The sequence below is a fragment of the Comamonas sp. AG1104 genome, assembly GCF_003350425.1.
Classification (GTDB): Bacteria; Pseudomonadota; Gammaproteobacteria; order Burkholderiales; family Burkholderiaceae_C; genus Comamonas; species Comamonas testosteroni.
Map to the genome: position 1 here is coordinate 190759 of NZ_QQAS01000005.1, position 12646 is coordinate 203404.

General features: G+C 61.8%; 12 protein-coding genes and 1 tRNA gene. 2 read left to right on the top strand and 11 right to left on the bottom strand.

Annotation, left to right across the window (positions count from 1 at the left end; genetic code table 11):
* Positions 1-9: 9 nt before the first annotated feature.
* The 6 genes from DFO48_RS15445 to DFO48_RS15470 form a co-directional block, all read right to left on the bottom strand.
* Entirely contained in the window at positions 10-999 is a 990-nt protein-coding gene (locus tag DFO48_RS15445) for an MBL fold metallo-hydrolase (protein WP_081033982.1), read from the bottom strand.
* 44 nt (positions 1000-1043) lie between these two features.
* Entirely contained in the window at positions 1044-1727 is a 684-nt protein-coding gene (ligK, locus tag DFO48_RS15450; RefSeq protein ID WP_003075867.1) for a 4-carboxy-4-hydroxy-2-oxoadipate aldolase/oxaloacetate decarboxylase, read from the bottom strand.
* Positions 1728-1860: 133 nt separating this feature from the next.
* Positions 1861-2889 carry an amidohydrolase family protein gene (locus DFO48_RS15455; RefSeq protein ID WP_003067554.1) on the bottom strand — a complete coding sequence of 343 codons (1029 nt, stop codon included), beginning with the start codon at positions 2887-2889 and terminating at the stop codon, positions 1861-1863.
* A 39-nt stretch (positions 2890-2928) separates the two neighbouring features.
* A complete protein-coding gene (locus DFO48_RS15460) occupies positions 2929-4326 on the bottom strand; it encodes an MFS transporter (RefSeq protein WP_114863982.1) in 1398 nt (465 codons plus the stop codon).
* Positions 4327-4487: 161 nt separating this feature from the next.
* Complete coding sequence (locus tag DFO48_RS15465; RefSeq protein WP_114863983.1) at positions 4488-5180, bottom strand: substrate-binding domain-containing protein; 693 nt, start codon at positions 5178-5180, stop codon at positions 4488-4490.
* Positions 5181-5573: 393 nt separating this feature from the next.
* Positions 5574-6083: a hypothetical protein gene (locus DFO48_RS15470; RefSeq protein WP_003075861.1), complete on the bottom strand. Its 510-nt coding sequence runs from the start codon at positions 6081-6083 to the stop codon at positions 5574-5576.
* 290 nt (positions 6084-6373) lie between these two features.
* On the opposite strand from DFO48_RS15470, the gene selD reads away from it, so the two are divergent.
* Complete coding sequence (gene selD, locus DFO48_RS15475) at positions 6374-7450, top strand: selenide, water dikinase SelD (protein WP_003075858.1); 1077 nt, start codon at positions 6374-6376, stop codon at positions 7448-7450.
* A gap of 116 nt (positions 7451-7566) precedes the next feature.
* Here selD and DFO48_RS15480 read toward each other — a convergent pair whose 3' ends face one another.
* From DFO48_RS15480 to DFO48_RS15500, 5 genes are all read right to left on the bottom strand, one after another.
* Positions 7567-8034, bottom strand: a complete 468-nt coding sequence (locus tag DFO48_RS15480) for an Lrp/AsnC family transcriptional regulator (RefSeq protein ID WP_003067511.1) — start codon at positions 8032-8034, stop codon at positions 7567-7569.
* A 765-nt stretch (positions 8035-8799) separates the two neighbouring features.
* Positions 8800-8876: transfer RNA gene (locus tag DFO48_RS15485), tRNA-Gln, on the bottom strand.
* 123 nt (positions 8877-8999) lie between these two features.
* On the bottom strand, positions 9000-9320 hold the full coding sequence (locus DFO48_RS15490; protein ID WP_003075856.1) for a heavy metal-binding domain-containing protein: 321 nt from the start codon (positions 9318-9320) through the stop codon (positions 9000-9002).
* Between the two features lie 315 nt (positions 9321-9635).
* A complete protein-coding gene (locus DFO48_RS15495) occupies positions 9636-10538 on the bottom strand; it encodes a LysR family transcriptional regulator (protein WP_003067507.1) in 903 nt (300 codons plus the stop codon).
* Between the two features lie 29 nt (positions 10539-10567).
* Complete coding sequence (locus tag DFO48_RS15500) at positions 10568-11116, bottom strand: MarR family winged helix-turn-helix transcriptional regulator (RefSeq protein ID WP_114863984.1); 549 nt, start codon at positions 11114-11116, stop codon at positions 10568-10570.
* A gap of 271 nt (positions 11117-11387) precedes the next feature.
* On the opposite strand from DFO48_RS15500, the gene DFO48_RS15505 reads away from it, so the two are divergent.
* Complete coding sequence (locus DFO48_RS15505) at positions 11388-12515, top strand: cupin domain-containing protein (RefSeq protein ID WP_114863985.1); 1128 nt, start codon at positions 11388-11390, stop codon at positions 12513-12515.
* The last annotated feature ends 131 nt before the right edge of the window (positions 12516-12646 follow it).

Consider the following 12646-nt stretch of genomic DNA (forward strand, 5'->3'; position numbering starts at 1 on the left):
AAAGAGTGATCAGATCACCATCAAATCCTTGCCAACCACGGCATCGCCCTTGAAATGCTGGCGCACATCGGACAGCAGCATTTCGTCGGTGATGCTGGGGTCGTCGCCCGGCACGATGTGCGATAGCACCAGCTTCTTGACGCCGGCGGCCGCAGCGATGCGGCCCACATCCACCGAGGTGGTGTGACAGGCCAGCAGATGCTCCTTGAGCGTGGCGGCATTGGGTACGCGCTTGACCATGGCGTCCACGGCGGGCACATAGATCACCTCGTGCACCAGCACGTCGGCGCCCTTGGCCAGCTCGGCCACGGCCGGGCAGTAGGTTGTGTCGCCCGAGAAGACGACCGAGCGGTCCTTGGTGTCGAAGCGCAGCGCAAACGAGTCCGCAATGGGCGGGTGAATATTGCGCACCGCCGTCACCTTGACCTTGTCGTTCTCCAGAATCACGCCGGGTTTGGAAAACTCGTGCGTGTTCACCATCTTGCGCAGATCGGGCTTGCTCTCGTCGGGGATGCGGATATCGATGTCGAACTTCATGGACTCCATGAAGGCCTTGGTCATCGCATCCAGCGTCGGCGGCCCCCAGACATCGACCTGGTTGCGCAGGCCGGCAGCCCAGGCCGAATACAGCAAGGGGCCGTATTCCAGGTTGTGGTCCGAGTGCATATGGGTGATGAACACCTTGCTCAGACGCGGCAGCGCAATGCCGGCCTTGACCAGCTGGGCCGCCACGCCATAGGCGCAATCGACGACGAACGGCTCGCCGTCGATCAGCAGCACGCTGGCCGGGTTGGAGCGCTCGCCGCCCACGCGCGGGCCGCCCTTGGTGCCCAGCAGAACGAGCTGCGTGCCCTTGTTCCCGGCGGCGGCCTTGACAGCCTGCGCCAGCGCATTGCCGGCAGTACCCAGGCCCAAGGCGCCGGCGCCAGCCAGGCTGGCCGCAGCGGCGAGACAGTGACGGCGCGAGAGGTTCACGGAAGATTTGAAGGAAGAGAACATGCGGTTGCTCCTGTTGTAATGATTTTTGAGGACCGATGTTCCGATTAGTCGATGTACTTGAGGCCGGCCTTTTCCAGGGGCTCGCGCATCTTGTACATATCCAGGCCGAGGACGCCCGAGGCCAGCTTGGCGCGCTTTTCGCCTTCAAAGCTTTCGCGCTTCTGGGCGGCGGCCAGCACTTCCACGGCACGCGCGGCGGGCACGCAGACCACGCCGTCGTCGTCGGCCACGATCACGTCACCGGGCGTGACCAGCATGCCGGCGCAGACGATGGGGATGTTGACCGAGCCCAGGGTGGCCTTGATCGTGCCTTTGGAAGAGATCGCCTTGCTCCAGACCGGGAAGTCCATCTCCTGCAGCGTCTTCACGTCGCGCACGCCGGCATCGATGATCAGGGCGCGTGCGCCGCGCGCCTGAAAGCTCGTGGCCAGCAGGTCGCCGAAGTAGCCGTCGGAGCACTCGGCGGTGACGGCAGCGACCACGATGTCGCCGGGCTGAATCTGCTCGGCAGCCACATGCATCATCCAGTTGTCGCCGGGCTGCAGCAGCACCGTGACGGCGGTGCCAGAGACCTGCTTGCCGGCATAGATGGGGCGCATATAGGGCTTGAGCAGACCGACGCGGCCCATGGCCTCGTGCACGGTGGCAGAGCCCAGGGCGGCCAGGCCGTCAGCAGCAGCGCGGTCGGCGCGCTGGATATTGCGGTAGACAACTCCCAGTTCGTACATGGAAATACCTCTTTGCTTTGACGTGATTGAATCAAAAAAGTGAGCTTCTATCGCATGCTATACATCAGATTTGAATAGTTTTCATACTGAAAACGTTTCATTACCTGCGGTAGCCGCTCCCTTTTTTGAGAATTTACAGACCCTTGGCCTTCAGCGCCTTGTCCAGGCGGGTGAACACGCGGCGGGCATTGCCTTCGTAGACGGCGTGCTTTTCATCGGCCGTCAGGTTCTGCGTGGCTTCGATGTAGCGCTTGGTGTCGTCGTAGTAGTGACCGGTCTGCGGATCGATGCCGCGCACGGCGCCGATCATTTCGCTGGCGAACAGGATGTTCTTGGTCGGAATCACTTCCGTCAGCAGGTTGATGCCGGGCTGGTGGTAGACGCAGGTGTCGAAGTAGATGTTGTTCAGCAGATGCTCTTCCAGCAGCGGCTTCTTCATCTCCTGCGCCAGACCGCGGAAGCGGCCCCAGTGATAAGGCACGGCGCCGCCGCCATGGGGGATCAGGAACTTCAGGGTCGGGAAGTCCTTGAACAGATCCGAAGTCAGGCACTGCATGAAGGCCGTGGTGTCGGCATTCAGATAGTGGCTGCCCGTGGTGTGGAAGCAGCTGTTGCAGCTGGTGGAGACGTGGATCATCGCGGGGATGTCGTACTCCACCATCTTTTCGTAGATGGGGTACCAGCTCTTGTCGGACAGCGGGGGCGAAGTCCAGTGGCCTCCCGAAGGATCGGGGTTCAGGTTGATGCCAACGTTGCCGTACTGCTCCACGCACTTGACCAGCTCTGGGATGCAGGTTGCAGGGTCCACGCCGGGCGACTGGGGCAGCATGGCGGCGGGAATGAAGTGGTCGGGGAACAGCTCGCTGACGCGGAAGCACAGCTCGTTGCAGATGGCGGCCCAGGTGCTGGAGGTCTGGAAGTCACCGATGTGGTGCGCCATGAACGAGGCACGGGGGCTGAAGATGGTCAGATCGGAACCACGCTCCTTCATCAGGCGCAGCTGGTTGGTCTCGATGGTCTCGCGGATTTCATCGTCGCTGATCTTCAGATCGGCCACCGACGGGGTCTTGCTCGGGTCCTTGAGGCCGGCGATCTGCAGATCGCGCCATGCGCCCAGGGCCGCTGGCGCCGTGGTGTAGTGACCGTGTACGTCAATGATCATCTTCAAGCTCCGTTCAAAATAATTTGTCTATCAAAAAGTTCAGTGCGCGCCGCCCAGGCCCAGCATGGAGGTGCGCGGTGCGCCTCCGGCATAGCGGTTCTTGACCAGCAGCGCCAGCGCAGCGATGACACCAGGAATGGCAACCACCATGAAGACCTGCGGCAGCTCCAGGTGACGGCGCGACAGCTCGGCCACGAGGAAGGAGCCTGCAATGCCGCCAAAGCGACCGATGCCCAGCATCCAGGACACACCGCTGGCGCGGCATTCCGTGGGGTAGTACTCGGCAGCCAGGGCCTGCATGGACGACTGTGCCGCATTCATCAGCAAACCGGCAATGAAGACCGAAGCCACCAGCATGCCCACGCCGCCGCCCAGCACCTGGCCGATGAAGGCCACGCCCAGGCTGGTCAGGAAGTATCCCGTCGCGATGATCAGATTGGCATTCCAGCGGTCCATCAGCAGGCCGACAAAGATCGCGCCCACGCCGCCGAGCTGGAACAGTGCGGCAATCACGGCTGCCTGGCTGGAGGGCACGCCCGCTTCCTTGAACAGCACAGGCATCCAGTTGACCAGGCCGTAGACGATCACCAGGCCCATGAAATACGTCACCCACAGGGCCAGCGTGCCGACCAGATATTTCTGCGAGAACACCAGGCGCAGGCCCTGAGGACCCTGCTGTGCCTGGGCGGCAGCAGCGCTGCTGTCGTTCAAAACGAAGCGCGCAGCATTGCGCGTGCCGGCGGCGATGCGCACCATCACCTTGCGCACGCGGTCTGCCGGATAGTTCTTGAGCACCATGAAGCGCACCGACTCGGGCAGCATCACGATCATCAGCACGGCCAGGATCAGGGGCACCACGCCACCCACGATCAGCAGGCTGCGCCAGCCGAAATGCGGAATCATCCAGGCGGCGATAAAGCCGCCAAAGGCCGAGCCGATGGGGAAGCCGCAGAACATGCAGTTGGTGATGAAGGAACGCTTGCTGTCAGGGCAGTATTCGTTCATCAGCGTGATGGCGTTGGGCATGGCAGCGCCAAGACCCAGGCCAGTGATGAAGCGCCAGGTGGTCAGAGCCTGCAGGTCGTGCACCAGACCGGAAGCAATCGATGCACCGCCCATCACCACCGCGGCGATGATCAGCACGGTCTTGCGGCCCACGCGGTCCGCCAGCGGACCCGCGCCCAGAGCGCCGAACGCCAGGCCGAACAGGGCCGCGCTCAGCACCGGGCCCAGATGGGACTTGTCGATGCCCCATTCGCCAAGCAGCGAAGGTGCGATGAAGCCGATGGCGGCGGTATCAAAACCGTCGAGCAGAACGATCAAAAAGCAGAGAAAGAAAATCCCCCACTGAAAGCGTGAAAACGGGCTCTCGTTGAGCACGGTCTGCACATTGACGACCGTCGGGTCGGTGTTCTGTTTGCTAGTTTGCGAAGTCATATTTGGTATCTCAGTTGCCTCTCTTTGTCGCCTCTATCTCCTGTCTCGCGGCTGGCGCCAAAGCCTCAAAGGCATCTGGTACGTCCGTCACGAAAGGGCTATGACTGCCCTTTTGCTGGATGGGGTGTCAGTGCCAGGCCCCCGCCTGGACACGAATCAATTCAAGCGGGCTCCATGCCCTGGCGGCGCTTGGCCGCTTCGGCTTCAGGCGAAGCCATGAAGGCCAGCAGACGCTGCACGGCATCCGCATGGGCCGAGCCCGTCACAACGCAGGCCGAAAACACGGTGTCGATGGCAATCGCGGCAGGCAGGCCGCCCACGATGCGAATGCCTTCAACATGGATCAGCTCGCTCAGTTGCTGAAAGCCCAGCGCCACTTCGCCCGAAGCAATCATGGAGCCCACGGGAACGCCGGGCCGGGCCTGCACGATGCGGGACTTGATCTCGTCGGCAATGCCCCAGCGCTCGAACAGCTTTTGCAGCGCCACACCACTGGGGCCGGTGGAGTAACCAATGCTGGGCGCTGCCAGCACGGCAGCGCGCACAGCCTCTTCCGAGCCGATATCGGGCTGGGCCGCAGCGGCAGGCACGGCCACGGCGGTGCTGGAGAGCACCAGATCCACCTTGCTGCCCTCAACCACTCGGCCGGCGGCCTGCAGCTTGTCGATGGCGTTGGAGGCCAGGAAGACCACATCAAAGGCTTCCTCACCGGACTGCACGCGCTGCGCAGCATCCACACCACCCACGGATTCGATCTGCACTGGCTCGCCGCCTTGGGCCTGCCAGGCTGCAACCAGATCTGCAAGGACCTGACGGGTTGCCATGGAAGAAATGCCTTTGAGTGCTGCGCTCATGCCGGAAGACTCCTGAAGTGGATGCCATGGCTGCCCCGCAATCCCGAATGCCGCGTCCCGGCCTTTGAGGCCTTTCGAGCCACTCCCGTCGCGTTGCGGCCAAGCCGCACCGCCAGGACAGGACGCTCGACAGGGTGGGCTTGCATCAGGGCAACCATCTAGTCAAAACGAATGGGACTATTGTCGGTAGCCCTGCGCCCTCCCACTAGGCAAGCCCTCCGCTAGCAGCTATGCCTTAAAGGCATAGCAAAGCACCCACTCATAACACGTATAAATACCTACAAACAAAGCATGTAGCCAACAAAAAGAAAAGGCTGATTGCTATTTTTTTAATAGCATTCAGCCTTCATTGCTGTGCATAAGCAACAGTGGGTTTAGTGGTTAACCCCTAATTCAGTCGTCATGGCGTCCATGCCCACGCCCATTCCCATGACCATGGCCGCGCCCCCGGTCATCGCGATCATGCCTGTCCCAGTCGCGTCGATCGCGGCGATCGTCTCTATCCCAGCCCCTATGGTCCCGGCGGTCGTCATGCCAGTCGCGTCGCTCGTAATGGTGGGGCGGCGGCGGGGCGGCACGCCAATGAGGTGGCGGATTGCGCAGGAAATAGACCGGCTGGCCGCAGGCATGGTAGCGGCCGCAGTAGCGGCGCCAGTTGCGCGAATGGCCGGGCGGCACCCACATATAGATGGGCTGCACCTGCGGCACTACCGGGCCGCCCCACATCGGCTGGGCATACAGCAGTTGCGGCGGTGCATTACCGATATTGACCTGACCGTAAACCCCAGGTGCCAGCTGCCCTGAGATGGAGCCGCTGATATAGGCCTGTGCCTGGGCGGCACCCGCTGCGCAAACCAGCGCCAAGGCTGCCAGGCTGCGGGTGAGTGAAGTGCGATTGGACATATGTCTCCATGCTCGATATAGATCACCGTGGGCCGGCGAGATCGCGCTTCAACACGGAAACGCTTCAGTCCTTAACGCGCCAGAGCTGCTTTCGGCTGACCAGAATCGACAGCAAAGCTGGATCACCACAATCCAGACCAGCCATCGCCAGATCACACACCGCAGCCCGTGCTTGTTTATCGAAGCCGATAATGGATTCCTGCCAAGCAGGATTTCAAGACACCTGCGCTCTAGCCCTAACTAGGGATGAACAGTGCAGCACTGCGGTGACTGCAAGTTAACCTACAGCCATGAACTCCACCACATCCACTAGTACTTCCTCCCCCATAACCCCGCGCCTGACCTCTCTGTCCCACGGCGGCGGCTGTGGCTGCAAGATCGCACCCGGCGTGCTGTCGGAGTTGCTGGCCAAAAGCAATCTGCCCAAGCAGTTTTTCCCCGACCTGCTGGTAGGCACAGAAACTGCAGACGACGCGGCCGTCTACAGGATCAATGACGAGCAGGCCATTGTGGCGACGACGGACTTTTTCATGCCCATCGTCGACGACCCCTATGACTTTGGCCGCATTGCCGCCACCAACGCGCTGTCCGATATCTACGCCATGGGTGGCACGCCGCTGATGGCGCTGGCCATTGTAGGCATGCCCATCAATGTGCTGCCGCACGATGTGATTGCCAAGATTCTGGAGGGCGGCGAATCGGTCTGCCGCGATGCAGGCATTCCACTGGCGGGCGGCCACTCGATCGATTCGGTCGAGCCCATTTACGGCCTGGTCGGCATCGGCATCGTCAACCCCAAGCAGATGAAGCGCAATGCCGATGCCAGGGACGGCGATGTGCTGATTCTGGGCAAGCCGCTGGGAGTGGGCATTCTCTCGGCGGCGCTCAAGAAGAATCTGCTCGATGATGCAGGTTATCGCGCCATGGTGGATGCAACCACCAAGCTCAACCGCCCCGGCGCAGAACTTGCCAAGCTCGAGGGCGTGCACGCGCTGACCGACGTGACCGGTTTTGGCCTGCTGGGCCACGGCCTGGAACTGGCCCGTGGTGCCCAGCTCAGTGCACGCATTGAAAGCGCCAAGCTGCCCGTGCTGCCCGGCGTTCAGGCGCTTGCAGAGCAAGGCATTTTCACGGGCGCATCGGGGCGCAACTGGGCATCCTATGGTGAGCACATCCAGTTGGCATCAACCGTGACAGACGCTCAGAAAGCACTGTTGACCGACCCTCAGACCTCTGGCGGCCTGCTTGTTTCCTGTGCGGCGGATGCTGTCCAGCAAGTACTCAAGGTCTTTGCCGACAGCGGATTTGGCGACGCTGCAGTGATTGGCCGCATGCAGACAGGCGCGCCCAAGGTCTTTGTGGACTGAGCGCGTCGGGCCGTCGAGAAGGAGCGCAGCCCTGCTCTCCTTCCAAAACAGAATGCAGAACGCCCGGCGCAAACCGGGCGTTTTGCATGTGAGCGTCAGATGGTGGTTCGGGGTGTCTAAGCCTCGCCCACGACCTCGGCCGTGGTGCGGCGGTCGATCTTGCGGCTCAGCACCACCGAGGTATAGGTCTGCTGAATGCCGTCGATCAGGCCGATACGATCAAGCAGCGCATCCAGTTTCTCATTGCTCTCGCAGCGCACAAACACCATGTAGTCGTACTGCCCGCTGACGGCCGACACCTCTTCCACCTCGGTGAAGCGGTTAAGCGCCTGCATCACCGAAGTTGCCGTCTTGGGCTGAACACGGATACCGCAGTAGGCACGCACGGCAGATTGCTCCATGCGCGAGCCAAGGCGAACGCCATAGCCGGCGATCACGCCTTCCTGCTCTAGCTTGGCGATGCGAGCGACCACCGTGGTCCGAGCCAGATTCATCTGCCGAGCCAAATGCGCGGTCGAGGCTCGCGCGTTGGTCTGCAGCAGGCGCAGCAGCTGGCGGTCCGTTTCATCCAGTCGATATTCCATACCTTGTCTATCCAAATCTTGCCGTGCACTTACGCAAACGCTGCGTTAAACACAAACCCCAAGAACTCTCTGCCACCACCTACAGCCATGCATTGCGCCGAGCGACTGCTGTTGCTGCTCGCCCTCGCCCGAATGTGGAGCAAACCTCAGCTACACCCAACAGTCAATCATTGTGTCAGCTAACCCAGCCTGGTAGTGCGCTTGTCTTTTCAGATGGCAAATCTGTATACATTTGTTTCAATCAGGCAAGATATTCAACATATCTGCACTTGCCTGCGCTTGTGACCATGGCAAGGGCGCACTGCAGTACTCCAGGGTGACTCCGGCCAAAACCAGATCTCTGCTGTGGGCGAGCGGTCAAGCTCATTCACAAGGACCCAAGTGCGCTCACCGAGTAACAGCGACACAAAAGAGCGAGGAGTCTAATGGTTGTTTTCCCGCGCCCATTGATGCCGCCGACGATACGGCGAAAACACTCGGTAAGTTTGGCTGGTTTGTCGCAAATATCTGTGAAAGGCAAGTACTTACCCTTATGCATCATTCGACCTGGTGCGTCGCTTTCGGTAACGCCTGAACCCACCAGAGTGCAAACAGCCTCCCAATTCCGACAACTGCGCCTTGTGCCGTCCAGCAAGGCTGGCTGCGCGATAGCGCTACCTGAATGCCCCGATCGCGCATGACTGAAAGCGTTGGGCTCGCTTGCATGCCTCCCAAGCACGCAAACAAAAAACCCTGCTCATTGCAATGAGCAGGGTTTTGGTTTTTTGGCAGGGGAGGAAGGATTCGAACCTTCGCATGCTGGAATCAAAATCCAGTGCCTTAACCAGCTTGGCGACTCCCCTACGATGGAACGAATTCTACAACGACTTTTCGCTATAAATTTCGAAGTAGCCCAAAAATGTGCAATTGCACATGGAACAGGTCTGCCGCCTTCCTGGCGTCAAGCCAGCTCAGGCTCTGGCTGCCTATTCCACGACGACGGCCGTGCCGCTGGCCGAGACCATGAGCATGCCGTTGCCCTGGCCCAGCACCTCGAAATCGAGGTCCACACCGACCACTGCATTGGCTCCTGCCTCGGCAGCGCGCTGCTCCAGTTCCTTGAGGGCAATTTCACGCGCTCTTTGCAGCTCGCGCTCGTAGGTTCCAGAACGCCCGCCCACAATGTCACGGATACCGGCAAAGAAGTCCTTGAACACATTGGCACCCAGAATGGCCTCACCCGCCACCACGCCGCAATAACGGGTGATGCGCTTGCCTTCGACGGAGGGAGTGGTAGTGACGATCATGCTTTGCTTTCTTAAAAATCGGCGCAAGGAGACAGGCAGCCATACGCTTTGGTCATCGCGCTGCGCGCGGCCGATACCCGTCGGGCCTGGACTGGCCGCAGGCACCGAGTCCTCCGGACGGAGCAGTATATGCATGCAATCTGCGCTGCTATCAAGCTATCAAGGCGGTGGCGGCTGCGTCCATCGGTGCTCAGCGCTTTTCTTGACTAGCGCCCAACTTGGTCTGGCAGCGCAGATCAGCCTCCCTGCAGCGCATGGATGCAGGGTCAAATCAGAAGTCGGACCGCCCCATAAAGAGCAGGACGCCATCAAAAATCATGCATCCGGCAACAGCAGCTTCTGCATGCCTTGCACGGCATCGCGCAGAAAGCTCCAGGTCGTGGCAATGCGCGGAATCTGGCGCGACTCCACGGGCATGCTCATCCAGAAGGTGCGCGTAAAGCACGCCTGCTCGGGCAGCACGCGACTCAGTATCGGGTCCTTGTCGGCCACAAATGCCGGCAGCACGGCCAGACCGGCGCCGGCACGCACGGCCTCGTATTGCGCGGTGATGCTGGTGCTGCGCAGCGCAAAACGCTCAGGCCGGTGCAAGGTATCCAGCAACTGCAGCTCGCGCGTGAACAGCAGATCGTCCACATAGTGCACAAAGCTGTGATGGCGCAGATCCTCGGTTCTTGCCACCAATGGCTTTCGCGCCAGATATTCACGCTGACCGTACAGATAGAGCCGGTAGTCGGTCAGCTTGGTGACAACAACCGAGCCGCGTTTGGGCCGCTCCAGCGAGATGACGATATCGGCCTCGCGGCTGGACAGATGGAGCATGCGCGGCAGCGCCAGCAGATCCACGCTGAGTAGCGGATAGCGCAGCGTGAGCCTGGCGAGCTCGGAGGCCAGCATCTGCGTGCCAAAGCCTTCGGTTGCCCCCACCCGCACCAGCCCGGCCAGCCCCTCGGCGGTCGCTGCATGCGCCAGGGGGCCTCGCTCCAGCCCGTCCACCGCGCTTTGCATGGTGTTGGTCACTTCCTGCAGTTGCCGCCCGGCCTCGGTCAGCCGCCACTGGCCGCCTTCGCGCGCAAACAGTACGGCACCGAGCTGCTTTTCCAGCGCCTGAATGCGCCGCGACACCGTGGTGTGCTCGACCCCCATGCGCCGTGCAGCCGCCGCCATGCTGCCGCTGCGCGCCAGCTCACCAAAAAAACGCAGATGGTCCCAGTCCAATGTCTTTCCTTGCGGTCTCGGTTCGAGGTTCAGTCGTTCACGCTGCCCTGCATCTTGCCCGTGAGGCCCTTGACCGCCTTGACGGCAGCACTGCGCTTGCGCTCGGCACTGCGCTGGGCCACCGCACTCGGGGCGCGTGCGAACTCGTCGTTCTCGTGGATCAGCAGCGACAGCATTTCCATGAACTGTGCCCGTTTGTCGTCGGCAAGAGGCTCCAGCATGCGGCGCTGGGCGCGCAGCACCGAAGGCTCGGCAGCGACCAGCAGATCGCGCCCCTCTTCGGTCAGGCTCAGCAAACGCACGCGTCGGTCCGCAGGGCTGGCGTTGCGAGCCATCAGGCCGCGTGCTTCCAGTCGGTCGATCACGCTGCCGATGGTGGAAGTGTCAAAACCGATATTGCGTGCCAGCGTGCGCTGGTCGATGCCCGGCTGGCGCAGCACGGCCGACAGGGCCGCGTACTGCACGGGCGTCACGCCAAATTCCTCGGTTTCTTCCATGAACACGGCCACCGCGATCTGCTGCAGCCTGCGGATGTGATAGCCGGGATAGTTTTCTAGTTCTGCGGGTTGGTATTGCATGTCTTGAGGGCCGACGCCGGGCCCGCCCTGCCGCGCGGCAGTTGAAGGGCCATGACTGAAAGACCCCGATATTCGCACGACTGCCGCCCCGATTCGCGCTAAGCCTGCTACCGGGTTTAACCCAATCATCGCTGACACAGATCAACATTATGCTAATCATCAGTGTGCTGTTTATTTGATTCACAGCCCCTCCTGGCCCATCTCAAGGCCGTCAGAACCAGACGCAAGGCAGCAACGCACTGCCAAGCTAATACCAAGGAAAGAGACAACCATGAGCCTTGCGCAAGCCCAGCCTTCACCGGTCAAGCTCACGGCCCGCGACGCCCCCGGCCAACCCGAACCCACAGCAGCACTTGCGCAGCTGTACCGGGGTTTCGAGCAGGAAATGCTGGTTCCGCTGTGGACGGAAATCGGCGGCCTGATGCCTGCCCATCCCAAAAGCCAGGCCGCCGCGCATCTGTGGCGCTGGGACAATCTGCTCAAACTCGCAGATGAAGCCGGTCGCATCGTCCCCGTGGGCCGGGGCGGCGAGCGCCGCGCGATTGCCCTGGCCAATCCGGCGCTGGGCGGGCGCCCGTTTGCCACGCCCACGCTATGGGCTGCCATCCAGTACCTGATGCCCGGCGAAGATGCGCCCGAGCACCGTCACACCCAGCATGCCTTCCGCTTTGTGGTCGAAGGCGAAGGTGTGTGGACCGTGGTCAACGGCGACTCGATCCGCATGTCGCGCGGCGATTTTCTGCCTCAGGGCGGCTGGAACTGGCATGCCCACCACAATGCGGCCAGCCAGCCCATGGCCTGGATAGACGGGCTGGATATTCCGTTTGCCTACTACACCGAGTCCCAGTTCTTCGAACATGGCCGCCTGCATCTGGAGCCGCACGAACGCGTCACGCCCGAGTTCTCGCGCTCCGAGCGCCTCTGGGCTCACCCCGGGCTGCGCCCTGTCGCTCATCTGCAGGACAGCCCGAGCACGCCTTTGCTGGCCTACCGCTGGGTGGACACCGACCGCGCGCTGACCGAGCAACTGGCGCTGGAAGCCGAAGGCTGCGCCGCCACGGTCAGCCCCGGCCATGCCGCCGTGCGCTACACCAATCCCTGCAATGGCCGCGATGTGCTGCCCACTATTCGCTGCGAAATGCACCGCGTGACCCGCGGCGCCAGCACCCTGCCTAAGCGCGAAGTGGGCTCTGCCGTCTTCCAGGTCTTCGACGGCCAGGGCACGGTGACCGTAGGCGAGCGCCAGTGGCAGGTGCGGCGCGGCGACATGTTTGTCGTGCCTTCCTGGCAGCTGTTCAGCGCGCAATGCGATGCCGATCAGCCGCAGCTGGACCTGTTTCGCTTTGCGGATACGCCGATTTTCGAGGCCGTCAACGCGTACAGGGTGGAGACCCCCTGAGCCGCTTCGCGTCTTCCCCTCAAGGGAGACGACAGCCTTTGCTGCGGGGCGGAGGCACCGCCCAGGCCCTTGCTGGCTGTCTCACACATAGAACGTGTCTTTTCAAGCACCCAGTCACCCTAGTCACCAAT

Coding starts and splice junctions, on each gene's coding strand:
- DFO48_RS15445 (WP_081033982.1), bottom strand. CDS start 999: ATGTTCTCTTCCTTCAAATCTTCCGTGAACCTCTCGCGCCGTCACTGT.
- ligK (WP_003075867.1), bottom strand. CDS start 1,727: ATGTACGAACTGGGAGTTGTCTACCGCAATATCCAGCGCGCCGACCGC.
- DFO48_RS15455 (WP_003067554.1), bottom strand. CDS start 2,889: ATGATCATTGACGTACACGGTCACTACACCACGGCGCCAGCGGCCCTG.
- DFO48_RS15460 (WP_114863982.1), bottom strand. CDS start 4,326: ATGACTTCGCAAACTAGCAAACAGAACACCGACCCGACGGTCGTCAAT.
- DFO48_RS15465 (WP_114863983.1), bottom strand. CDS start 5,180: ATGAGCGCAGCACTCAAAGGCATTTCTTCCATGGCAACCCGTCAGGTC.
- DFO48_RS15470 (WP_003075861.1), bottom strand. CDS start 6,083: ATGTCCAATCGCACTTCACTCACCCGCAGCCTGGCAGCCTTGGCGCTG.
- selD (WP_003075858.1), top strand. CDS start 6,374: ATGAACTCCACCACATCCACTAGTACTTCCTCCCCCATAACCCCGCGC.
- DFO48_RS15480 (WP_003067511.1), bottom strand. CDS start 8,034: ATGGAATATCGACTGGATGAAACGGACCGCCAGCTGCTGCGCCTGCTG.
- DFO48_RS15490 (WP_003075856.1), bottom strand. CDS start 9,320: ATGATCGTCACTACCACTCCCTCCGTCGAAGGCAAGCGCATCACCCGT.
- DFO48_RS15500 (WP_114863984.1), bottom strand. CDS start 11,116: ATGCAATACCAACCCGCAGAACTAGAAAACTATCCCGGCTATCACATC.
- DFO48_RS15505 (WP_114863985.1), top strand. CDS start 11,388: ATGAGCCTTGCGCAAGCCCAGCCTTCACCGGTCAAGCTCACGGCCCGC.